Source organism: Paenibacillus sp. 11B (genome assembly GCF_030487755.1).
Classification (GTDB): Bacteria; Bacillota; Bacilli; order Paenibacillales; family Paenibacillaceae; genus Paenibacillus; species Paenibacillus vandeheii.
This window is the reverse complement of sequence record NZ_JAUKNS010000001.1, coordinates 1,847,388-1,867,259: the sequence shown is the minus strand read 5'-3', so window position 1 is coordinate 1,867,259 and position 19,872 is coordinate 1,847,388. Positions and strand designations below refer to the sequence as shown.

Sequence of the window (19,872 nt, the reverse complement as noted above, 5' to 3'; positions counted from 1 at the left end):
CAGTCACCTACTCCTGGCTGTTTTTTTCTTCTTCTTTTGCTTTCTTCTTCGTACCATATGTTTGTTTATTAAGCTCTTTAGCTTCCCAAAAGAGTCCAGAAAGGATGTCCATAACTCTTTGACGCTTCTCGCCTTCTATTGGTACGCCGTCAAACATAACCGGTTGATCTTCTTCCAGCATCTGTTTGAAGTCAGCAATATCTTTTTTAGTTGCCCAATTAGGCAATTCAGGTTTTTCTACCTTAGCTTCATTACTTGACCCAGAATCGATTAAATCATCAACATCTACATTGAAATACTTAGCTATGCTTTGCAGGGATTCTATTTGAGGATTCTTTGTGGTGCCATCAAGTATCTTAATCAAAGTTGTGTAAGGCACACCAGATTCTTTTGCCAATTTATACTTTGACAAACCCTCAGACTCCATAAGTTTAGACACTGTTTCAGCGATACTCACGACCTTATCCCCCTAAATATGTATATCCAAATTCGGTTATAACCGTTTAAGGTAATACTACTACGCAATTAGGATATAAGTCAAGCTTATCAAAGCATGATCGAGATATTAGTGGATTTTGTTACCGAAATGGGTTAATACGACACTTTACGACATACCGTATAAGGTAGTAATATCGAATTCGAAAGCAATACTACCTTATACGGTAGTAAATTATACGGTTGCATTCAGAGGGGGTGAGTGAATGGGATTGGCTGTGAAAAATAACGTGGACAAATTGCTTGCTTTAAAGAAATGGTCATTATACAGGCTGAGCAAAGAAAGCGGAGTCTCTCAAACAGTTCTATACAGTCTCGAACAGAAAGAGAAAGGACCCACAGCAGATACATTAATTAAAATCGCTGGTGCTTTGAACTGTTCTGTAGATGACTTGCTGAAAAACACCTAAAGAACTATTTCTTACAGCAAAGGTGGTGAGGGAAGATGGTAGCTGATTTAGGACCGACCCTTGATGTGATCGACGCTGCTAATTATCTGAAAGTCAGCAAATACACCGTGATTAATCGCATCAAGAAAGGCCAGTTAAAAGCCTATAAACAAGGACGTGGCTGGAGAATTAAAAGAGATTGGCTGATCGAGTATGAAAGGGAATTGTTTCCTGAATGAACAAAAAAACGAACTGGAAAGGAGAGTGAAAACGAATGACTCAAAATCAAATGGCGTTATTTGAAGGACAAGTATCAATCACGATCCTGATGCCGGGGGATGTGGACTTTGATTTTGTAGGGGATTTTATTATCTCTGCAAAGGATGTCGCTAACGGACTTGAATATCAAGGAGACAGAGCAACAAGTCATGTGTTGAAGTTCTGTAAAGAAAGCCATATTTATCAGGTTAAAAATTCAGACCTTCTGAAACGGAATGTCCGAACCTTAAATAATGCAGGTGAGAAGTTCATATCCAACTTGTCATTGAATCGGGTGCTGGGTCAGTCTGGACAACCAAAGGCAATTCCATTCCAAGATTTCTTGTATGAGGAAATGCTCCCTTCCGTGCAAAAGCATGGTGGTTATCTGACCCCTGCAAAAATCGAAGAAGTGTTGGCTGATCCAGATACAATCATTTCACTTGCTACTCAATTGAAAGTCGCTAGAGCGGAGAACGAGAAACAGAAACCGCTAGTTACCTTTGCTGAAATGTGCATGCAGTCAAATGATTCAATTAAAGTCCGTGACCTGGCACATTCTCTTAGTAGTCATGGTATCAAGATTGGACAGAACAGGCTTTACGACAAGTTGAGGGAATGGAAGCTGATTAGTAAAACCGGAACAGAACCAACGCAAAGGGCAATTGAACAGGAGTTGTTCGAAATTGTTACAGGCGTAAAGCAGAAACCGAGCGGCGAACCGTTCACATGGCGAACACCATATGTGACTGTCAAGGGTCAAGTGTATGTTGCTGATCGGTTGAAAAAAGAACAGGGAATCTAACCCACACTGAGAGGATGAACAATATGAAAAGAGCTGAAATCCAACAACAAATGAACGCATGGGTGATTAAGGCAAATAAATTTCTTGAGCATTTCCCTCTTGAAAGAAACAAACTGGATCTTGAATTGTTAGATTATAACATCAAAATTGGACGTGTTGCTGGTGGGTACTGGGCACGGCAAGTTTCCAAAGAAGATGTCGAAATCTTTAAACGTGAAATGGTGGAATATTATGGCGAAGGTAGTGAGGATGAACGCGAATTCTCAAATTATATCAACTCCATGCTAGCGCTTCCGTCTTATAAGGCGACCAATGTTTTTGCTGCATTGAGAATTTACGGAAGACGCCGTATCAAGGTTCTAACTAAATTTAGTTCTTTGAAAGATGAAGGGCGTGTTTTGCTGGACGAAATCAAGTCAATTGGAAAAGATGCGAAAGAACATATTAAAGAAAATCCATCTGCAGAAGCTGGTTTATTGATCTGGCAGACTCTCGACTTTTGGAAGCAGTTTAAGAAAATTTTAGATGAACCTTTGACTGGTAACAAGACCGATTTCATGATACAGGTTGAAGCTATTTTCAAAAATTCCACGATCACAAGAGATGAACTGTTACAGGTAATCACTATTGATAAAAGCCTAAAGTGGTGGGATGGTAGCAGACGCGAAACGTTCAAGGAAGTATACTCCAGAATCCCTGAGAAAATCGATTACGAAGCGTTCAAGGAAATCGTCTTCATAGAAAAAATTGAGCATGAACGTGATTGCTATTTGATGGATATTTTCATGCATCACATGTTTTCAATGATGGACAAGCACAAAAAGGAAACTGGCAAAGACATGATTGATACGTTTGGGATTTTGGAAGAGATTACAGGCAAACCGATCCAGACATTCACATCTAAACTTGATGAGTACGGGGACATTGTTGATATGGTACCAAACAAGCCTAATCTTAGGGTGGTGAAGTAACTATGACGTTGCCGGAACTTGCTCGTATCTGGTTCAGTCACCCCATGCAGCACTCCATCATTGTACGTAACATCCAAAAACAATCTAAAGGAGCTAAGTAATATGAAATTATCACCAAACGAAATTGCACTAATAGCCGTTCTTCGAACTCTTGATTTTTGCGACATGCTTGACATATTCGATTCTCTTGCGGAATTGTCTGTTCAGTCTCAATTAAAAGGCATGGCTCAAACCCAGAAAGGTGATAACCCTGCAAGTGCTGCTAGATGGCTGAAACGTGCATCTGATGTGGATAGACTTCGTGATGCTCTTTGCCTAGCGAATGATGATTATCGCGCCAACATTTTCCCTGAGACACAAGGACAACCGGAGGTGCTGCAATGAAGGGAGCTGACGGAATCTCTATCGCTCAAAAGTTGACATTGAGAGAAGCGCGGGAGAACTTCGGGTATTCTCTGGAGGACGTGGCCCGTAAAACAGGGATTGCTACAAGCAGGATTAGCGAACTTGAGGATGATGCCAATCATGCAGCCGTAGATGAATTTGTAAGTCTCTGCCAGTGCTACGAAAGCAATTGCAGACACATCTATTCCGGACTGGCTAATGATGTATACCGTGCCCGGTTGCATATAAAATCAGTTGATTTTAATGACTTATCCCAACTCATTCAAATTAAGTTAAGAGTAGCTGAATTGATTCAAAATGTAGAAGCTGATGACTTATTCAGCCGGGAGGATATTTCTAAGGAAATTAAAGGATTGTTCCGCGATCTGCATGAGTATGAAGCTATTAATCTCAGCCCGTTTTTGAAAGGTAACGACAATATATTTGTGGGAGGTAGGGCGGTATGACGGAAGGGCAACACACTGAACTGATGGCGTATTGGGAAATGAAGAAAGAGTTGTTGGATATCATCTATCTTGTGAGTACTGATGAAAATTATACCAAAGATCAGATGAACAAAGACATTACGAAAGTGCTGACCATTGTTGATGTGCGCGAAAAAGAAGCCATGTCAGCCATTACATCGGCGTACACAGCTTCTGTTAGTCATCTTAGATAGTCATTCATGGTGAGCCTTAATCTAACTCTTGGCGGGGTTATTAAGGCAACCTAAATCAAAGGGGTATCCCTTCGCGCACATTATATCATCATATTTTTGAAAAGCGCAAGGGCTGCCCCAAAATTAGAGGGGTGAACAATATGAAAACGGCTGTTCCTTTTGCAAGATTGAGCCGCGAAACAAAGGTTCAAGAACTGGCTGAAAGCATTCAAACAAAGGGCCTTTATCCGGTACTGAACAACTTTCATGTATATATCAGCGAACGTGGAACGTTAAAAAATAAAGTAGATGTATGGACATATGTATTGGGCTTGGTTTGTGATGCTATCCGTGGGTTGCCACAGGTAGAAGGGACGAACATTAAAGTGGCGCCTATGTACGATTCATCAAGTGAAATTGCTTCTATCATGGCGTGGCCCAGCGATTCGGAAGCCACCCATACCTGGTATAGCAAGCCGGTTCGTATTGAGGGGTTCGAAGTCATTTCAGCTCAATATGATTGGGAGGGTGAGAGTCTTGGAATCTAAGGAAACCATCGTTGACGTTGAATCGGTCAGTAATGATCTTATCAGTTATATTTCTCAATACAAATCGGATTCTGAGTTTGAAGGGATGTACCATCACATGGGTTTTCAATGGTGGTCATACGACATATGGAGCAGTGGGTTTCAAGCTACTATGCTTACACGTTTGGAATATTTGGATCGAAGCGAGTTATATGAATTTGTCTCCCAGTATCTTCGCCGTATGTGTGACACGAAGCAGCCAAAGGGCGATGCTATGCGGGCTTTGTTGGCGGCTGCATTCGGAACGCAAGATCAATTTGAAATAAAGGAAGAGTAGGTGAGACGTGTGACCGACTCTCGCAGGAGAAAAGGATTTATAGCAATTGCCAACGAGATTTGGGATGAGGTCATTCGTCGGGATTTCTCTAAGCGCCAGAAGGATATTTTGCTCCTTATCTGGCGCTTGTCTTACGGCTGTAATCAACAGATTGCAGTTATCCCGATGCAAAAGGATTTCGCCTTATGCGGTGTTGGGACTGGACATATAGGACAAGAGTTGAAGCACCTAGAGACATGTAAGGTAATCAGCCGGAAAGGCAGTGAATACAGCTTCAACGAGAATTACGATGCTTGGCAAGTCACTCCAAACCGAGGATGGGATAAAAGCCGTTTTAATGAATTGCTTCATCTAAATCTGAGCCAGTCGAAACCCGAAACGGAAGTTACCAAAACAGGAACTGGACAGGTAGATGAAGCACATGAAGAAAGTTACCAAAACGGGAACTCAGAGTTACCGAAACAGGAACCGGAACACGAAGGTAAATCACTTGTTCAGAGTTACCAAAACGGTAACTTTAATGAGGATTCGAAGTTACCAAAACGGGAACTTTGTGGGGATGATCAAAAACAGGTCAAAGTTACTGAAAAAGTAATCGTAACACCCCTTGAGCCCTTACAGGACGCGGCTTCCGGGCTCTCTAAAGACAGTAAAGATTTAAAATCTTTAAAAGATATAAAAGATATGTGTGTTTTGGACTTCGATACCTTCTGGTCAACCTACCCAAAAAAGACAGCGAAAAAGGCAGCCTTAAACATGTGGGAAAAAGCAATTAAGGCGAAGGTTGATGCATCACTTTTGGTTCAATGTTCAGAGAACTATGCTGCACATTGCAAAATGAATAGGACGGAAGAGAGTTTCATCATGCACGGGTCCACGTTTTTAAATCCCAAGAACGAACGGTATGCCGATTTCACGGAACCACCAGTTCAAGCGACGAACGTTCCGACAGGGAGCAACCAGACCAAAGACAAATTCAGTCAAAATAAAGACTTGTTACTTTCACTCATGCAGGAGGGACGACATGATCAAAACGGAAACAGTCGCATTGATGTCACTGATTATTATAGCTTACCCACAGGTACAACTGAATAATGACATTGCTAACTTGTGGATAGAAATGCTTTCAGACATACCTCAATCTGTAGCACTGGAAAACTTAAAACATCACATCAAGACATCCAAATGGCCGCCAACGATAGCTGATATCCGGGCAAATACATCTGCAGCAAATAATCTTCTACGGGTAGAGACGCAGGAACGGTTAAGACTGATGGAGTTTTGGGAAGAGAACGCGGTACCACTTCTGAAAGACGGTGAGCCGAATGGATAACCATTTCAACCCACAAGCTGAACAAGCGGTTCTGGGTTGTATCTTACTTGATCGGACACAGGAAACTGCGGCACTTGCAGTTGAAATTCTGACGATTGACGACTTTTCAGCAAAGCATCAACCCATTTTTGAATCGATAGTAGACCTTCATGAAGAACAGAAAGCCGTTGACTTAATCACCTTGTACACCCATTTGAACGCCAAAGGGATAACGGGTGATGTAATCGGGTTGACGTATCTTGGAGAGCTGGCAGAAGCGGTGCCGACCACGTCGAATGTACGGGAGTATATCGCACTTGTTCAAGATGCCGGATTAAAGCGTCAGGGCTTGCGGATGCTGGATGAACAGCGGCAATTGCTTGAAGCGTCTTCCGATCCGCTAGAAGTGATTGCAGGGATCAAAGCGGGAGCAGAAGAGTTGTCCGAACGTTCCCCTTCTGGACGCGGTATGGTGAAAATCAGTGATGTCATGGACGGTCATGATGACGATTTGGACTTACGAAGCAAATCCAAAGGGATTACAGGCGTGCCCACTTGCGGTTCAGATCTGAACAGACTAACAGGCGGACGACAGAAACAAGATTTAATCATTGTGGCAGCTAGGCCCAGTGTCGGGAAAACGGCCTTTATGCTTAACAACTCAAAAGCGGCTGCCAAGCATGGCGTGACCACCGGGATATTCAGCCTTGAAATGCCAGGTAAGAAATTAGGGGAACGATTGATTGCAAATATAGCGAACCTGGACGGCACTATGTTACGCACCGGACTACTGGACCCCAAGAGCTGGGAGGACTACACAGATGCAAGGGCAGTCCTGAGCAATTTGCCTATTGTGATTGACGACACGCCGGGAATTACAATCCAGCAGATAGCCGCAAAGACAAAGCAGCTCAAGAAGGAATACGGTGACATTTATATTCAAATCGATTATCTGCAGTTGATTAGCGCAGGCAAAAAGTTCTCAAGCCGTGAACAGGAAATTGCCTATATCAGCCGTTCCTTGAAGCAGATTGCGCGGGATAATGATTGTCCGGTCGAAGTGCTGTCCCAGCTCAGTAGGGGCGTAGAACAGCGACAGGACAAGCGTCCGATGATGTCTGATCTTCGGGAGTCTGGTTCCATCGAACAGGATGCGGACGAAATTGACTTCTTGTACCGGGATGATTATTACAACGCTGAGACAGAGAAGAAAAACATTGTGGAAATCATCGTTGCCAAGGGCCGGAATACAGGAACAGGGGTCGCGGAAATGGTGTACATGAAGAATTTCAGCAAGTTTGTAGATATAGCACGGATACATTACAACTGATCAGAAAGGCGGTGTGAATGTGACAGCAGATCATTTGGAGATTGAAAACAACGTAAGACTCATCATGCGGTATCAGATCATTTTAATCAGCCATTTGGAAAATGCGTTGAAAAACGGCGACATTGACGAACACACATTCACCCGCCTGAAAAGTCGGGCTTGTATAGCTCAGACTCAGGATGAAATATTGGATCACTTCGACCGGATATTTCGTGAATTGGTCAGCTATTATCAGGAACGTTTGCGGGAACGGATGATAAAGGGTGCAGCATTTATTGATGCCCTCGCCCCTGACGATCCACGCCGGATACCCGCTATGGAAAAATACGATGGGCTATGTAAACAGCTCAAGGAAAGCGAGGACAGGGAGTATGGACGACACAACGGTAATGACGCCTAAAGATGCAGCAAGCCAGCTTCATGAATTGGTCAAGCATATCAAGGCTCAATTTGATAATACGGTAACCTGTGTTGGATTTTGTGATGGCGAAGCAACGGATTTATCACATGCATTCGAGTTTCTTGGTCCAGAAGAGGTGGCACCGGAAGAACTCATGCGTCAGTATCAGGCGAACAGAAGAACGCGCCGCCGTGCCAAGGAAGCGAACGAACAATGGCGTGTGCTACATGAAATCGTTATCCGGCTTGGACTGCTGCATGAATTCAGCCAGGGAAAACGTGAGGTGCGGTCAGTTATTAAAACTCAAGCTGCACGGCACTACACTGTGAGAAGTCGTGAGGATCTTCAAAACCATTTCGATAGAGCGAAGTTAAGACACACGGTTAATACAGGAACAGACTCGTAGACGAACGCAAAGGGTGCATAGAGCGTTTCGGGGTGTAAACACACCAGACCGCACCTGAAAACGGCGTGAATGTGCCATAGATTTGCGCTGGTGATGTTTTAAAGGGATTTGAAAGATCAGATTTTGTGAAAAGGGGTGTTTGAATGGAATTTATGGAACTGGCCATGCGATATTTTTTAATTGGATCGATGCTGGCAGGCGGACTTTTGATATTGGCTGGACTTGTTTACGCGACAATGTGGGTTGCTGGAGAAGTTTGGGCCCTATCTCTTACTTATCGCGGTATACGCAAATCGTACTTGGACTATATGGATTTTAGACGGACCATCCTTTTGTCCATGGCAAAAGAAGCGGATAGGGAAAAGGCTGACAAAGGGAACGGTGAACGAGAATGAACTTGCTTGAAGCAGCCAAAGTAAGCGCGAAAGGGAAAATCGTCATATCCAATACAGGTCGTGAGTATGAACCCCATGACTTAAGGGTGACTTGGTACGGGGAACACTACGCTTCAATGCGCACAGCAGACATGACGAGTGATGAAGCTAAGGGAAGATGGCGATTGAAGGAGGAACCGTATTGAGTAACGATATGGTAACAGCACGTACCCAATGGGCATGGACGGAGAAAGCCGAAAGCCAGAACCCTACACGTTCCCGAGCTGGGGAACCGATATGGCCGCAATACAAGACAAGCGCACCAAAAGCATGGTTGGATCAAGGGCTAATTCAAGATGCTTCGGAAGTGGTCACAGAAGGCCAAGCGACTCTTGATGATTATATGTAATAAAGTGCAAAAGGGGGATCATATGGACGCCATTGAACAATTGGAACTGCTGCCAAGCGCCGATGACGAGGATGTACGAGCTATAATCAAGATGCTCAGTGTGGATTACCCCCAGTGGAAGGCAAGTCGAAGCGTGTTAGAAGCTAAGCGGGTATTGACTCCAGAGCAGCAACAGAAATATGATGCCTACAATGAAAAAATCAGTGTAGTGGACATGGCGATTCGCACGATCAAGGATGATGAAGCCCGACGAATTATTGAACATCGGTTCATCAAAGGCGGGAAATGGAAGCTAACTGTAATCAACTATCGCAACACGATGAGTGAAAAAACAGTTGATCGGCGGATAAGCGCAGGCATCAAATGTATTGCGAATACGTTGAAAGATTGCGGCATAATAGAATCCTTGAAATATTGACGGTTAATTGACTGTAACATGACCATCATATGACGGTTAGTGCAAATTATAGTAGGGACATAGGGCTTTTGCCCGGGTGTCCCTGCTACCCCTTATCCCAGCAGGACTCGACCGTGCTGTGGGATTATATCCTTAGACGTGAATCGTCAGGGGTGCGGTGTGCGGGGAAAAGCGGTTATGATCACCGCTACTTTATATTATGGCCTATTGGTATAAGCCTGGTTCGATTCCCGGCAAGGTCAAAACGTTGGAACAGTGAAAAATCTCCATTGATAGCGTGTCCATGAGTGGGTATGATTGGGATGTATTCCAATTGTACTTAGGAGGATGACAGCATGAATGAAAAATTTGCACAAGCACAAATGGAACGTGTACTTAACACGCCGGGATTTGTAGTGATTTCTGACGAATCAGTTGTGAATGTTCGCAAGGTGACAAGGATCGATCCTTTGAATAGGGTGGTTTTCTTCCCAGATCAAGAAAAAGGTGAAGTAGGGAAGAAAGTAGACAACGACCGCTGGGATCATTTCATAAGTGAGTACAAGAAATTTCAATAGATTTAGGACATGGAAGAGAGTCGCCTTTAATGGCGGCTTTTTTTGTGTCTAAAAAAAGGAGGACAAAGCAAAATGGATGCTGCAACAGCGCTTGAATTGGCGCATAAGTACACGGCTTGTCCTGATTGTGGTAACACCTATGTAGGAAACGGAGAAGGAACAATCAAAATTGATGAAAATCTGTTCCATCGAAGTTGCAAATGCGGCTGGAAAGTGACCATAAAGGACGGTGTCGAGGTTGAAGGAGAATGAAACGTTCGATGCGGTGAGTAATGAACTGAAGCAATCATTAAAAATTGCACTTACTGCCGCGGCAGATGCTTTAAGGGATCATATGAAGCGACTTGGAGCGGCGATACGTGAAATGATAAGCCTTTGGGAATATGTTCAGGAGTCGCAGGAGTTGAACGAACACGATGTGAAGAGGATCAAACCTCTCCAGCTGCCGAGAAATCCGGTCACGCTTCCGCTCAAGCATCAAGTAATCAATCGTAAGCCGGTTCTTGCGGTAGCACGCAGCCGCTGTTAATTCAGTGAGGTGGTGACATGAAAAAAGTCCAACCGATCCGCGATGAACGGGTTATTGATGGCATGAAGGATTATTTTTGGATACGCAGCTTACGTAATTACTTGTTCTTCTGTATTGGCATCTACAGCGGTTTGCGTGTATCTGACTTATGCAGACTGAGGGTTATTGATGTAAAGGGATCACACGTTAACCTGGTTGAACAGAAAAACAAACATGCCAAACGGTTCATCATTCATCCGAGTATCCGGCAGGATCTGGACAAGTACATCTCCACTATGCAGGATATGGATTTCCTGTTCCCTAGTCGCCAGGTCAAGACAGTTAGCCGAATGCGGAAACAACCGATTGACCGGACGACAGCATACCGATTCTTGAATAAGGCAGCCAAGGAATTTGGCCTGAAAGAGATTGGTTGTCATACGCTACGGAAGACATGGGCATACCGCCTATACATGCAGAATCCAGAGAACCTTGCGTTACTAATGGACATGTTCGGGCACAGCGATCCAAGGGAAACGTTGGACTATATCGGGCTGACTCAGGACATGATGGACAGGGCAATTATGATGCTCCGTTAATTCTAGTGCATCACAATATGGCGTTGGTTGCACTCATATTACAGAAATGGCTTTTGAATCTGAAATGACGCTGAATGCCAGTTCTAAACCGAGTGAAACACTATTGTATTTATGTTTCAGTCCTGATCCAGAAAATGGTTAATAATGACCCTATTTTGGGTTATTTTTGTGTTGGTTGATTAAGAAAAACAATTAGAAGTTTGTCTATTTAGACTGATTCTAAGAAAACCGACTCAATTATGGCTGTATAAACGATGAATAAACGCCCCAATCGAGGGCAATAAGCCGGGAAATAATCAAAATCGGTAAAATCGAAAAATCCAGTAATGACGCGGGTTTTCGGGTTTATGCATAAACTATGTATATTCGCACAATTCAGTTAGCTGTCAAAAAGCCCGTCAAATCAGGGTTTTCGGCGTGGTTGTGGGAAAGTACATATGTACAAAAGACCGGGTTTTGAACACATGTCTGTGCATAAATATTGCATAAACGATGTCAGGGGTGAGGTGTATTATGTAATGGCGAGAGAGAGAAGCCCGGACCGCAAGAAAGCATTAGCGATGTGGTTCGCCAGTGGCAAGGAAATGAAGCCAGGAGAGATTGCCGAAAAGCTTGGAATCAGTGCCGGACTTGTTCGTAAATGGAAAAGCCTTGATGAATGGGAGAAGCAGCCTGAGCCACGCCCAGGAGCGCCCAAGGGCAATCAGAACGCAGCAGGCAATAGAGGTGGGCACGGCGGGCCATATGGCAATGACAAGGCCGTCAAGCATGGTTTATTCCGCAAGTTCCTGCCAGATGATGAAGAAACGCGAGAGATTTATGACACAACAGCCGACCTTTCCACGGCGGACATTATGTGGGAAGGCATACGCATCCAGCTCACGAATATCATACATGCTTTGAAGATCCAGCACGTAACGGGCAAGGATGAAATGATTAAAGAGATCAAAAAGCAGAAATTCGAAGTCCATAACAGGGGAACCAAGAAGGAACCCAACCTTGAGCAAATCATAACTGAACAGGAATATGAATTCCAGTTTGCGTGGGAACGATCAGCAAACGGCCTGAAAGCCATGGCTGCTGCATGGACGGCCCTGGGTAGCTCCATTAAGAAGTATGAGGACGTTTTGCGGATGGCTTCCCCTGATGAGGTGAATGAAGACCGGAAGCAGCGCATGGAGCAGATCAAGGCCAGTATCGCTGTGATGCGTGGCAAGGTACCAGATAACAGCAAGCTTGATCTGAATCAGCAAATCACCGCTTTGGCTGACTTGATCAATAACCCTGTGCCGGAGCGGGTGATAGATAATGACTGACACAGCCCTGATTCCATATGCTCCATTTAATACGAAGCAGTCGGAATATATCCGGCGTTGCCAGGACTCCTGGTTGAACGTGGCTGAGGGCGGCAAGCGTGCAGGCAAGAATATCATTAACCTGATTGCCTATGCCATGTGCTTGGAGGTTCACCCGGACAAGCTCCATTTGGTTGCTGGTGTGAGTATGGCAGCCACGAAGATGAACGCCATAGACTCCAATGGATTCGGGCTGCAATGGCTGTTCAAGGGCCGTTGCCGTGAAGGCGAATACAAGGACCGTGCAGCGCTCTTCATTCAGACTAAGACAGGTGAGAAGATCGTTATTATTGCAGGCGGCGGTAAGGCAAACAACGCCGCACTGATCAAAGGTAACTCTTACGGCACCGCTTATGTAACAGAGGTCAACGAGTGCCATCCATCGTTCGTGAAGGAAGTATTTGACCGGACGTTGGCATCCACGAAGCGGCAATTGTTCTTCGACCTCAACCCCAAGCCGCCAGCCCATTGGTTCTATGCGGACATTCTGGACTTTCAGGATGAGTTGTTAAAGCAAGGGCAGAACGCAGGGTACAATTATCAGCACTTCACCGTTTTCGATAATCTGAGCATACCTGACGATCGGCTCAAGACGTTGCTATTGACGTATGACAAGTCCAGTCTGTGGTACAAGTCAGAAATCAAGGGTGAGCGGACGGCAGCTACAGGACGGATATACACGGGTTACACCGTCAAGGATGTCATCGTCACTCGGGAGCAGATAAGGGCTGAACGGTTCATTGAGTTTTCGATTGGCATAGACGTCGGGGGCACTGACGCCACGGTTGCCACGCTCACTGGATTTACGCCGCGATATGGATCGGTTATGCTGCTGGATGGTTTCTACCACAAGCAGGGCAAGGAGAACGGCTATACACATGACCGTTACGCAAAGGAAATCGTTGAGAAGATAGTCCAGTGGTCGGAAACTTATCCGGCCTTTTTGTCGTGTGCTCATATCTTTGCTGAATCTGCTGACAAGCTGTTCCGGCAGGCGCTGACAAATGAGCTTAAACGCAGGGGGATACACATTCCTGTGGTGCCTGCTTATAAGAAAGAGGGCATTGTTGACCGGATCAGATTGACGAACGTCCTAATTAACCAAGGGCGGTACAAAATCATGGCCCATCTTAAACATTGGATTGAAGCCATAGAGAACGCCACTTGGGACGAGACAGAACGCCAGAAGGGTGAATGGGTGCGGACGGATGACGGAAGTTACCCAGTGGACTGCTTGGATAGTAGCGAATACGCCGTACAGCCGTTCAAGAAGAGACTGGAGGTATAGAAATGGGGTGGATCAAGAATATGGTCATGAAAATGCTGCGTATTAACCCAGCGCCGGAGAATCGAATTGTAAACATCACTGAGCCGCTATCATATCGGACGAATGTATTGCGTAACCGCTTATGGTTCCGTGGTGATGCTTCTGAGCTGGATCAGTTTTACAAGCAGACAGGGACAGATGCAGTGGGCAAGGCAAGGTTCTGGGCAGCGGTACCCAGTCAGAACATGACGATTAGGAAAATTCATTCTGGTATGCCCGCCATGATTGCAGAGCGTCTATCGGATATCGTCGTTGCTGATCTGGAAGCCGTTGAGGTGGATAAGGAAACCGCATGGGATGATATCAGTGAGGACAATGATTTTGCTGAGTTGCTTGGTCAAAACATCATAGACGCTTTGGTGGCCGGGGATGGAGCATATAAAATCACCGTGGATACTGATGTTACCAAATACCCGATCATTGAGTTCTACAGTGGGGATCAGGTGGAGTACATACGGAATCGCGGCAGGCTGCAGGAGGTTGTCTTCTTTACGGATTACACGCTAAAGGGCAAGGATTACCGCTTGGAAGAAACCTATGGGCTTGGTTACATCCGGTATCAGCTTTATGATTCTTACGGGAAAGGCGTGCCGCTTACTGTATTGCCTGAGACGGCAGCACTGGCGAACATTGAATACGATGGCAAGTTTATTATGGCCGTGCCGCTGATGTTCTTCCGCAGCTCCAAGTGGGAGGGACGAGGGAAATCCTTGTTTGATAGCAAGTCAGACAACTTTGACGCATTGGATGAGGTGGTCAGTCAATGGTGGGATGCGATTCGGGCTGGACGGGTGCAGAAGTACATTCCAGATGACTTGGTTCCTAAGAATCCTGAGACTGGGGCGCCAATGCGTGCCAACCCATTTGATAATCAGTTCATCAAGGTTGGCAGCTCCATGGCTGAGGACGGTAAAGACCAAATCACCATGTTGCAACCGCAAATCCTGTATGAAGCATTCGTGGGGTCCTATGCCAGCGCTCTGGATATGTGCTTGCAGGGCGTTATGTCGCCATCCACGCTGGGCATTGACTTGAAGAAGACCGACAACGCAGAAGCGCAGCGGGAGAAGGAGAAAGCCACACTATACACCCGTGGCAAGATCATTGATGCGCTGAATGAGGTGTTGCCCCGTCTGGTGGAAACGGTATTGAAGGTGCATGACACGATGCAGAGTCGGGCAGCAGGCGAATATGAAGTATCGGTTAAGTTCGGTGAATACGCTAGTCCATCCTTTGACGCCGTGGTAGAGACGGTGGGCAAGGCCCGGACGTTCGGTGTGATGAGCGTAGAACGTGCGATTGAAGAAATGTACGGTGATACCTGGACGGATGAAGAAAAGGCTGCTGAGGTAGCACGCTTGAAGGCAGAACAAGGATACATTTTAAATGAACCGGCTCTAAATCGTGATGCCCCGCCTGATCCTGATGACGAGGACGATGAAGAGCCAGAAGTTGATGACGAATGAAGAAATACGACATCCGTCAAATCTTTTCTGACATGGAAATGGATCTGATCAAGTCCATGAAGCGTAACCTGAAACGTCATGAGCTTGCCGAAGAAGAGGAAGGCAAGGATTGGGAGCAGTGGCAGCAACGCAAGCTGCAAGACATCCAGCAATACCGCAAGGAGACGCGCCAGATATCCAAGAAGTATGAGCCAGAAGTGAAGAAGGCAGCCGAGGAAGAGGTTAAAGGCTCCTGGCGGCGTGGGGCTGATCGGGTGAAGGACACGGTAAAGAGCCTGTGGAACAAGATCACGGGCAAAAAGCCGGATATACAGCCTGAGGATGGTTCAGACCGCAGCTTCTTCAAACTCAACGAGAAGCGGGTTAACGCTCTGGCAGATGCAGCACAGAACAATTTGCAAATTGCCCGTCATGCCATGCTAAGACAAGCGGATGACGTGTACAGACAGACTATCTACAAGTCCCAGGTGTATCTAAACAGTGGTGCTGTTTCGCTGAATCAGGCTATAGATATGGCGACGAAGGAGTTTCTGGAAAAGGGGTTTGACAATATCACTTATGCCAATGGACGGCGAGTGAACATTGCTTCTTATGCAGAAATGGCGTTGCGTACCTCTTCCCAGCGTGCGGTGTTTGCTGGAGAGGGTGCCAAGCGGGATCAACTCGGCATTCGAACCGTGGTCATATCTTCACACGGCAACTGTTCAAAGCTATGCCTGCCATATCAGGGCAAGGTGTTCATTGACGATGTGTATTCTGGTGGAACGGCTGCAGATGGGAAGTATCCGCTGCTGAGTACCGCCATTGCTGGGGGGTTATTCCATCCGAACTGTCGTCATAACATGACGACCTTCATTGTGGGAACCAGCTCATTGCCTAAGCCAGTTGACGATGAGAAAGCCCTATCCAACTATCAAGCAGAACAGAAGCAACGGTACATGGAACGCCAGATACGCAAATACAAGCGTCTGGAAGCGGGTAGCGTGGATGAAGAGAATCAAGCGAACTACAAGGCCAAGGTTAGACAGTGGCAAGCCCAATTGCGGATGCACCTGAGAGAACATGATTACTTACGTAGGGATTCCAAACGTGAAAAACTCAGAATACCGCCTAATTAGCACCTTCTTACACAGAGGGTGCTTTTTCTATGGGCTCCAAATGAGACTTTTGGGGCTCACCGCTCAGTAACCGGAGCATATCGGTTAACTCCCTTAGCTGGAGAGCAGCTATACAAATCTATGGAGGTTGATGATATATGGATTGGCTGAAAACGTTGTTGAAGAATGCGGGATTGGATGATTCAAAGATTGACGGGATCGTAACGGATGCTGGCAAGGAGCTTCCAAAACATTTTGTTCCCAAATCACAGTATAACGATTTATCGGACGTGAAGAAGAAGCTGGAAAAGGATATCACCGATCGAGACACACAGCTTGAAACGCTCAGTAAGGATGCAGGTGCTTCCGAGACACTCAAGGCTGAGATTGCCCGCCTTCAGGGGGAGAATACCGCAGCCAAGCAGCAGTACGAAGCGGATTTGAAGGATATTCAGATGAACAATGCGATTTCTGCTGCGCTTAACGGAAAAGTCCATAACGAGAAGGTGGTTACGGGCATGATCGATAAAGCCAAGTTGGTCATTGGTGATGACGGCAAGGTGGTTGGGCTGGATGAGCAATTGAAGGGGCTCCAAACATCGGATGCCTACTTGTTCAAGCCTGATGAAGCAGGGGGGGGGAACGGTGGAGGTGCTGGTGGTTTCCGTGTTGGTAATCCAGGGCAAGGAACCGGGCAAGCCACGAATGATCAACTGGCAAGTATTTTCGGCGTTGCTGAAACGAAGTAATAAACCATTTTACTAATTTAAGGGAGAGATGAACACATGGCGTTCAACTATGTAGAAAGTTTTTTGACCACATTGCAGCAAAAGTATACGAAAGAGTTGGCTTCCGATGCCCTGACCACGCAAAATGCGATCTGGGTGAACACCAAAACAATTCAGGTGCCGAGTTTGGATGTAGCGGGTTATAAGAACCACAACCGTTCTGGGGGTTGGAACCGTCAGGCAGTGAGCAATAGCTTCGTGAACCTGACCTTGGATTTTGACCGTGACGTCGAGTTCTTCGTTGACGCGATGAACGTAGATGAAACGAATCAAGTCGTGGCTGCTGCTAATCTGACTGCCACATTTGAGAAGGAACAGGCCATTCCTGAGCTTGATAAATATCGCTTCTCCAAAATGTATGCAGACTATGTGGCGATGGGCTACACACCTGATACAACCGTTTTGGATGCTGCTAATGCCTTGGAAGTGTTCGACGAAATGATGATGAACATGGACGAGGCAGAGGTACCGCAGGAAGGCCGAATCATGTATGTAACGCCAACCTATATGAAGCTGCTGAAATCCGCTGAGAAGCTTCGCCAGATCGTCACCGTGGGTCAGAACAGCGGCGTGATTGACCGGGCAGTACGAAGCTTGGATGAGGTTGTGTTGAAATCCGTACCTTCCAGCCGCATGAAGACGGTATATGACTTCACAAACGGTGCTGTGGCGGGTGTGGGTGCAAAACAGATTAACTTGATCCTTGTTCATCCTGAGTGCGTGTTGGCACCGATCAAACACAGTGCGGTTTATCTGTGGGAGCCAGGTAGCCATACACAAGGTGATGGGTATCTGTACCAAAACCGCCGTTACACGGATCTGTTCTTGATCGAGCGCAAAGCTGCAGCAATCCAAATGAACGTTCAAGCCTAAACATAACAGCCAATAGAGAGGGGCAAATCACATGTTGATTGCAGTAAAGGGAAATACACAATTGAAGATTGACGATGCTGACCGGGATACCTATCTTAAACTCGGCTACGATATCGCTGAACAGTCGGGAAATACACTTGAGGTGGTTGAGAATTCTTCAAGCAAAAAAGTGGCCTGGAAGGAATATGAAGCCTTGGTGAGAGAGAACGAAGAGTTGAGGAATCAGATTGCGGAATCCGGGTCTGGTACACCGGAAGCACTGACAGGGCTGAAAACCCAGTTGGATGACGCGAACAAGGAAATTAAATCACTTAAAAAGCAGCTTGCGACCACGACTACACCTGATGACAAGTAGGTGATGGCATGTCATACGTAACGGCAGAAGAATATGAACTGTATGGGGACGGCATGATTCCGGCTGAGGACTTGAATAAGGCTCTCAGTCGGGCATCCGACCAAATAGACGCCCTGACCTATAATCGCATCGTACAACGCAATCTGGACGGTCTGACAGCCTTCCAGCGAGGGAACGTGGTTAAGGCAGTATGCCAGCAAGCGGATTTTCAGTTCCAATATGGGGATTACTTGGACTTCCCTCTCTCTGGATACTCCGCAGGCAGCGTCAGCGTGTCATTTAAGGCCGTTGACGGTCCCGGAGGGGTCAAGACTACCGAAGGTGTTACAAGCCTGCTGAGAGCCACAGGGTTGATGAATAGGGAGCTGCGCTGATGCGGGGTAAGTTTCCGTTTCCACATTGGATATTGAAGACACCGGTTCAAGTGTTTCACACCAAGCTGTCAGAAGACGGGGAGCCTGTCGAGGAATTAATCTTTGACGGGCTTGCTTGTTATGACGAGAAGATGCGTCAGAAGCTGGATAAGGAGCGCCGTTTGGTTACTCTGTCCGGCAAGGTGATTATCCGGGGTGACATTTTGCCTGGAGAACTGATTGAGGGCTTTGTCCGGGTTGGCGGTTCGGATCGGATCATATTCAGCGCATCGCGGCCGCAGCATCCAGACGGCAGCGTCTTTTCTACGGAATTGGAGCTGAGCTGACATGAAGGTTAAAGTGACGATGGATCCCAGGGCCATGCAAAAGCTGTCCAAAGCACCCATCGAAGCGCTTGAAGTTGTGGTGAACGGGAAGGAACAGAGTATCTTGACCGAGATTGCCAATGCTGGTGTTGTTCCGAAACAGACAGGAGAGTTGGAGCGAAGCGCCTGGGTAGACAAAACAGGGCTGAAAAAAGGCCAGGTGAAGATTGTCTATGACACGCCATATGCCCGCCGCTTGTACTGGCACCCAGAATACAACTTCCGTAGGGACAAGAATGCTAATGCTCAGGGGTTGTGGCTGGAAGCCTGGCAGAAGGAACAGAAGGGCTGGATACGTAAGACGTTTGAAAAGCTGGTCAAGAAGTTTGGGGGTGGGTTCATCAAATGATGCTGTCCGAGATTCGGGATTGGCTGAAAACGCAGATCGATTCCCCAAATTGGTACATCGGCAATATCGATGGGAAGAAGGAACAGTCCATTGGGATTTACAACCTGAACACTGGACAACCTTACATTGCCATCGGAGGGCTGGAGAACACCAGCTATGCCAGCAAGTCGATATCCATCCTGGTTCACTGGTCCAAGAATGCAGATACAGCGGAGCGTAAGGCCCATGAGGTCTATGCTGCGCTATTTGGTCGTTCTGATGGCGAGATAGCAGGGCACCGTGTCATTGCTTTTGAGATGCGGACACCATGGCCTATTGATGTTGGTACCGATGATGCAGGGATATACGAATATGTGATTGAGACAACGATTTATTACGAGAGGTAG

Annotated in this window: 34 protein-coding genes; 33 read left to right on the top strand and 1 reads right to left on the bottom strand. The window is 46.2% G+C overall.

Annotated elements, in window-relative coordinates; genetic code table 11:
* Window positions 1-7: 7 nt before the first annotated feature.
* A complete protein-coding gene (locus Q0V21_RS08290; protein ID WP_301878353.1) occupies window positions 8-457 on the bottom strand; it encodes a helix-turn-helix domain-containing protein in 450 nt (149 codons plus the stop codon).
* A 244-nt stretch (window positions 458-701) separates the two neighbouring features.
* Here Q0V21_RS08290 and Q0V21_RS08285 point away from each other — a divergent pair, with 244 nt between their 5' ends.
* The 33 genes from Q0V21_RS08285 to Q0V21_RS08125 all read left to right on the top strand — a co-directional run bounded on the left by Q0V21_RS08285 (window position 702) and on the right by Q0V21_RS08125 (window position 19,872).
* Entirely contained in the window at window positions 702-905 is a 204-nt protein-coding gene (locus tag Q0V21_RS08285) for a helix-turn-helix domain-containing protein (RefSeq protein WP_301878352.1), read from the top strand.
* A 35-nt stretch (window positions 906-940) separates the two neighbouring features.
* Window positions 941-1,123, top strand: coding sequence for a helix-turn-helix domain-containing protein (locus Q0V21_RS08280; RefSeq protein WP_301878351.1), 183 nt, complete (start codon window positions 941-943; stop codon window positions 1,121-1,123).
* Window positions 1,124-1,158: 35 nt separating this feature from the next.
* The gene (locus Q0V21_RS08275) at window positions 1,159-1,947 is read left to right on the top strand and encodes a phage antirepressor KilAC domain-containing protein (protein WP_301878350.1); all 789 of its coding nucleotides are present in this window, start codon (window positions 1,159-1,161) and stop codon (window positions 1,945-1,947) included.
* Between the two features lie 23 nt (window positions 1,948-1,970).
* Window positions 1,971-2,918: a hypothetical protein gene (locus tag Q0V21_RS08270; RefSeq protein ID WP_301878349.1), complete on the top strand. Its 948-nt coding sequence runs from the start codon at window positions 1,971-1,973 to the stop codon at window positions 2,916-2,918.
* A 102-nt stretch (window positions 2,919-3,020) separates the two neighbouring features.
* A complete protein-coding gene (locus Q0V21_RS08265) occupies window positions 3,021-3,302 on the top strand; it encodes a hypothetical protein (protein WP_301878348.1) in 282 nt (93 codons plus the stop codon).
* Window positions 3,299-3,769, top strand: a complete 471-nt coding sequence (locus tag Q0V21_RS08260) for a helix-turn-helix domain-containing protein (protein WP_301878347.1) — start codon at window positions 3,299-3,301, stop codon at window positions 3,767-3,769. The genes Q0V21_RS08265 and Q0V21_RS08260 overlap by 4 nt, the downstream gene beginning before the upstream one ends.
* On the top strand, window positions 3,766-3,981 hold the full coding sequence (locus tag Q0V21_RS08255; RefSeq protein ID WP_301878346.1) for a hypothetical protein: 216 nt from the start codon (window positions 3,766-3,768) through the stop codon (window positions 3,979-3,981). The genes Q0V21_RS08260 and Q0V21_RS08255 overlap by 4 nt, the downstream gene beginning before the upstream one ends.
* A gap of 140 nt (window positions 3,982-4,121) precedes the next feature.
* Window positions 4,122-4,508 carry a hypothetical protein gene (locus Q0V21_RS08250; protein WP_301878345.1) on the top strand — a complete coding sequence of 129 codons (387 nt, stop codon included), beginning with the start codon at window positions 4,122-4,124 and terminating at the stop codon, window positions 4,506-4,508.
* Window positions 4,498-4,824, top strand: coding sequence for a hypothetical protein (locus Q0V21_RS08245; protein WP_301878344.1), 327 nt, complete (start codon window positions 4,498-4,500; stop codon window positions 4,822-4,824). Before Q0V21_RS08250 ends, Q0V21_RS08245 begins: the two co-directional genes overlap by 11 nt.
* Window positions 4,825-5,919, top strand: a complete 1,095-nt coding sequence (locus tag Q0V21_RS08240) for a replication protein (protein WP_301878343.1) — start codon at window positions 4,825-4,827, stop codon at window positions 5,917-5,919. It begins immediately after the preceding gene.
* Window positions 5,849-6,157, top strand: coding sequence for a replicative helicase loader/inhibitor (locus Q0V21_RS08235; protein ID WP_301878342.1), 309 nt, complete (start codon window positions 5,849-5,851; stop codon window positions 6,155-6,157). The genes Q0V21_RS08240 and Q0V21_RS08235 overlap by 71 nt, the downstream gene beginning before the upstream one ends.
* Window positions 6,150-7,466, top strand: coding sequence for a replicative DNA helicase (gene dnaB, locus Q0V21_RS08230; protein WP_301878341.1), 1,317 nt, complete (start codon window positions 6,150-6,152; stop codon window positions 7,464-7,466). Before Q0V21_RS08235 ends, dnaB begins: the two co-directional genes overlap by 8 nt.
* Window positions 7,467-7,485: 19 nt before the next feature.
* A complete protein-coding gene (locus Q0V21_RS08225; protein ID WP_301878340.1) occupies window positions 7,486-7,866 on the top strand; it encodes a hypothetical protein in 381 nt (126 codons plus the stop codon).
* Complete coding sequence (locus Q0V21_RS08220; protein WP_301878339.1) at window positions 7,838-8,272, top strand: hypothetical protein; 435 nt, start codon at window positions 7,838-7,840, stop codon at window positions 8,270-8,272. The genes Q0V21_RS08225 and Q0V21_RS08220 overlap by 29 nt, the downstream gene beginning before the upstream one ends.
* A gap of 143 nt (window positions 8,273-8,415) precedes the next feature.
* Window positions 8,416-8,667: a hypothetical protein gene (locus tag Q0V21_RS08215; RefSeq protein WP_301878338.1), complete on the top strand. Its 252-nt coding sequence runs from the start codon at window positions 8,416-8,418 to the stop codon at window positions 8,665-8,667.
* Window positions 8,664-8,852, top strand: coding sequence for a hypothetical protein (locus Q0V21_RS08210; protein ID WP_301878337.1), 189 nt, complete (start codon window positions 8,664-8,666; stop codon window positions 8,850-8,852). Before Q0V21_RS08215 ends, Q0V21_RS08210 begins: the two co-directional genes overlap by 4 nt.
* Window positions 8,849-9,055, top strand: coding sequence for a hypothetical protein (locus tag Q0V21_RS08205; RefSeq protein ID WP_301878336.1), 207 nt, complete (start codon window positions 8,849-8,851; stop codon window positions 9,053-9,055). Before Q0V21_RS08210 ends, Q0V21_RS08205 begins: the two co-directional genes overlap by 4 nt.
* Window positions 9,056-9,077: 22 nt before the next feature.
* Window positions 9,078-9,473 carry a hypothetical protein gene (locus Q0V21_RS08200; RefSeq protein ID WP_301878335.1) on the top strand — a complete coding sequence of 132 codons (396 nt, stop codon included), beginning with the start codon at window positions 9,078-9,080 and terminating at the stop codon, window positions 9,471-9,473.
* 335 nt (window positions 9,474-9,808) lie between these two features.
* Window positions 9,809-10,030 carry a hypothetical protein gene (locus tag Q0V21_RS08195; protein WP_301878334.1) on the top strand — a complete coding sequence of 74 codons (222 nt, stop codon included), beginning with the start codon at window positions 9,809-9,811 and terminating at the stop codon, window positions 10,028-10,030.
* A 72-nt stretch (window positions 10,031-10,102) separates the two neighbouring features.
* Window positions 10,103-10,282 carry a DUF3797 domain-containing protein gene (locus tag Q0V21_RS08190; protein WP_301878333.1) on the top strand — a complete coding sequence of 60 codons (180 nt, stop codon included), beginning with the start codon at window positions 10,103-10,105 and terminating at the stop codon, window positions 10,280-10,282.
* Window positions 10,269-10,559 carry a hypothetical protein gene (locus Q0V21_RS08185; RefSeq protein WP_301878332.1) on the top strand — a complete coding sequence of 97 codons (291 nt, stop codon included), beginning with the start codon at window positions 10,269-10,271 and terminating at the stop codon, window positions 10,557-10,559. Before Q0V21_RS08190 ends, Q0V21_RS08185 begins: the two co-directional genes overlap by 14 nt.
* Window positions 10,560-10,576: 17 nt before the next feature.
* The gene (locus Q0V21_RS08180; RefSeq protein WP_301878331.1) at window positions 10,577-11,137 is read left to right on the top strand and encodes a tyrosine-type recombinase/integrase; all 561 of its coding nucleotides are present in this window, start codon (window positions 10,577-10,579) and stop codon (window positions 11,135-11,137) included.
* Window positions 11,138-11,655: 518 nt separating this feature from the next.
* Window positions 11,656-12,453: a phage terminase small subunit gene (terS, locus tag Q0V21_RS08175; protein WP_301878329.1), complete on the top strand. Its 798-nt coding sequence runs from the start codon at window positions 11,656-11,658 to the stop codon at window positions 12,451-12,453.
* Complete coding sequence (locus tag Q0V21_RS08170; protein ID WP_285074775.1) at window positions 12,446-13,780, top strand: terminase large subunit domain-containing protein; 1,335 nt, start codon at window positions 12,446-12,448, stop codon at window positions 13,778-13,780. The genes terS and Q0V21_RS08170 overlap by 8 nt, the downstream gene beginning before the upstream one ends.
* A 2-nt stretch (window positions 13,781-13,782) precedes the next feature.
* Window positions 13,783-15,285 (top strand): capsid protein, encoded by a 1,503-nt coding sequence (locus Q0V21_RS08165; protein WP_285074774.1) that lies wholly within the window; start codon window positions 13,783-13,785, stop codon window positions 15,283-15,285.
* Window positions 15,282-16,403: a phage minor capsid protein gene (locus tag Q0V21_RS08160; protein ID WP_285074773.1), complete on the top strand. Its 1,122-nt coding sequence runs from the start codon at window positions 15,282-15,284 to the stop codon at window positions 16,401-16,403. The genes Q0V21_RS08165 and Q0V21_RS08160 overlap by 4 nt, the downstream gene beginning before the upstream one ends.
* A 137-nt stretch (window positions 16,404-16,540) precedes the next feature.
* Entirely contained in the window at window positions 16,541-17,131 is a 591-nt protein-coding gene (locus Q0V21_RS08155) for a phage scaffolding protein (protein WP_285074772.1), read from the top strand.
* 36 nt (window positions 17,132-17,167) lie between these two features.
* The gene (locus Q0V21_RS08150) at window positions 17,168-18,043 is read left to right on the top strand and encodes a capsid protein (RefSeq protein WP_285074771.1); all 876 of its coding nucleotides are present in this window, start codon (window positions 17,168-17,170) and stop codon (window positions 18,041-18,043) included.
* Between the two features lie 31 nt (window positions 18,044-18,074).
* Entirely contained in the window at window positions 18,075-18,398 is a 324-nt protein-coding gene (locus Q0V21_RS08145; protein ID WP_285074770.1) for a hypothetical protein, read from the top strand.
* 8 nt (window positions 18,399-18,406) lie between these two features.
* Window positions 18,407-18,772 carry a head-tail connector protein gene (locus Q0V21_RS08140; RefSeq protein ID WP_301878328.1) on the top strand — a complete coding sequence of 122 codons (366 nt, stop codon included), beginning with the start codon at window positions 18,407-18,409 and terminating at the stop codon, window positions 18,770-18,772.
* Window positions 18,772-19,098: a hypothetical protein gene (locus tag Q0V21_RS08135; protein WP_285074768.1), complete on the top strand. Its 327-nt coding sequence runs from the start codon at window positions 18,772-18,774 to the stop codon at window positions 19,096-19,098. Before Q0V21_RS08140 ends, Q0V21_RS08135 begins: the two co-directional genes overlap by 1 nt.
* 1 nt (window position 19,099) lies before the next feature.
* The gene (locus Q0V21_RS08130) at window positions 19,100-19,486 is read left to right on the top strand and encodes a hypothetical protein (protein WP_285074767.1); all 387 of its coding nucleotides are present in this window, start codon (window positions 19,100-19,102) and stop codon (window positions 19,484-19,486) included.
* Complete coding sequence (locus Q0V21_RS08125) at window positions 19,483-19,872, top strand: minor capsid protein (RefSeq protein ID WP_285074766.1); 390 nt, start codon at window positions 19,483-19,485, stop codon at window positions 19,870-19,872. Before Q0V21_RS08130 ends, Q0V21_RS08125 begins: the two co-directional genes overlap by 4 nt.

Coding starts and splice junctions, on each gene's coding strand:
- Q0V21_RS08210 (WP_301878337.1), top strand. CDS start 8,664: ATGAACTTGCTTGAAGCAGCCAAAGTAAGCGCGAAAGGGAAAATCGTC.
- Q0V21_RS08155 (WP_285074772.1), top strand. CDS start 16,541: ATGGATTGGCTGAAAACGTTGTTGAAGAATGCGGGATTGGATGATTCA.
- dnaB (WP_301878341.1), top strand. CDS start 6,150: ATGGATAACCATTTCAACCCACAAGCTGAACAAGCGGTTCTGGGTTGT.
- Q0V21_RS08180 (WP_301878331.1), top strand. CDS start 10,577: ATGAAAAAAGTCCAACCGATCCGCGATGAACGGGTTATTGATGGCATG.
- terS (WP_301878329.1), top strand. CDS start 11,656: ATGGCGAGAGAGAGAAGCCCGGACCGCAAGAAAGCATTAGCGATGTGG.
- Q0V21_RS08170 (WP_285074775.1), top strand. CDS start 12,446: ATGACTGACACAGCCCTGATTCCATATGCTCCATTTAATACGAAGCAG.
- Q0V21_RS08160 (WP_285074773.1), top strand. CDS start 15,282: ATGAAGAAATACGACATCCGTCAAATCTTTTCTGACATGGAAATGGAT.
- Q0V21_RS08260 (WP_301878347.1), top strand. CDS start 3,299: ATGAAGGGAGCTGACGGAATCTCTATCGCTCAAAAGTTGACATTGAGA.
- Q0V21_RS08285 (WP_301878352.1), top strand. CDS start 702: ATGGGATTGGCTGTGAAAAATAACGTGGACAAATTGCTTGCTTTAAAG.
- Q0V21_RS08135 (WP_285074768.1), top strand. CDS start 18,772: ATGCGGGGTAAGTTTCCGTTTCCACATTGGATATTGAAGACACCGGTT.
- Q0V21_RS08150 (WP_285074771.1), top strand. CDS start 17,168: ATGGCGTTCAACTATGTAGAAAGTTTTTTGACCACATTGCAGCAAAAG.
- Q0V21_RS08145 (WP_285074770.1), top strand. CDS start 18,075: ATGTTGATTGCAGTAAAGGGAAATACACAATTGAAGATTGACGATGCT.
- Q0V21_RS08130 (WP_285074767.1), top strand. CDS start 19,100: ATGAAGGTTAAAGTGACGATGGATCCCAGGGCCATGCAAAAGCTGTCC.
- Q0V21_RS08195 (WP_301878334.1), top strand. CDS start 9,809: ATGAATGAAAAATTTGCACAAGCACAAATGGAACGTGTACTTAACACG.
- Q0V21_RS08190 (WP_301878333.1), top strand. CDS start 10,103: ATGGATGCTGCAACAGCGCTTGAATTGGCGCATAAGTACACGGCTTGT.
- Q0V21_RS08280 (WP_301878351.1), top strand. CDS start 941: ATGGTAGCTGATTTAGGACCGACCCTTGATGTGATCGACGCTGCTAAT.
- Q0V21_RS08270 (WP_301878349.1), top strand. CDS start 1,971: ATGAAAAGAGCTGAAATCCAACAACAAATGAACGCATGGGTGATTAAG.
- Q0V21_RS08165 (WP_285074774.1), top strand. CDS start 13,783: ATGGGGTGGATCAAGAATATGGTCATGAAAATGCTGCGTATTAACCCA.
- Q0V21_RS08255 (WP_301878346.1), top strand. CDS start 3,766: ATGACGGAAGGGCAACACACTGAACTGATGGCGTATTGGGAAATGAAG.
- Q0V21_RS08200 (WP_301878335.1), top strand. CDS start 9,078: ATGGACGCCATTGAACAATTGGAACTGCTGCCAAGCGCCGATGACGAG.
- Q0V21_RS08265 (WP_301878348.1), top strand. CDS start 3,021: ATGAAATTATCACCAAACGAAATTGCACTAATAGCCGTTCTTCGAACT.
- Q0V21_RS08125 (WP_285074766.1), top strand. CDS start 19,483: ATGATGCTGTCCGAGATTCGGGATTGGCTGAAAACGCAGATCGATTCC.
- Q0V21_RS08220 (WP_301878339.1), top strand. CDS start 7,838: ATGGACGACACAACGGTAATGACGCCTAAAGATGCAGCAAGCCAGCTT.
- Q0V21_RS08250 (WP_301878345.1), top strand. CDS start 4,122: ATGAAAACGGCTGTTCCTTTTGCAAGATTGAGCCGCGAAACAAAGGTT.
- Q0V21_RS08215 (WP_301878338.1), top strand. CDS start 8,416: ATGGAATTTATGGAACTGGCCATGCGATATTTTTTAATTGGATCGATG.
- Q0V21_RS08235 (WP_301878342.1), top strand. CDS start 5,849: ATGATCAAAACGGAAACAGTCGCATTGATGTCACTGATTATTATAGCT.
- Q0V21_RS08275 (WP_301878350.1), top strand. CDS start 1,159: ATGACTCAAAATCAAATGGCGTTATTTGAAGGACAAGTATCAATCACG.
- Q0V21_RS08140 (WP_301878328.1), top strand. CDS start 18,407: ATGTCATACGTAACGGCAGAAGAATATGAACTGTATGGGGACGGCATG.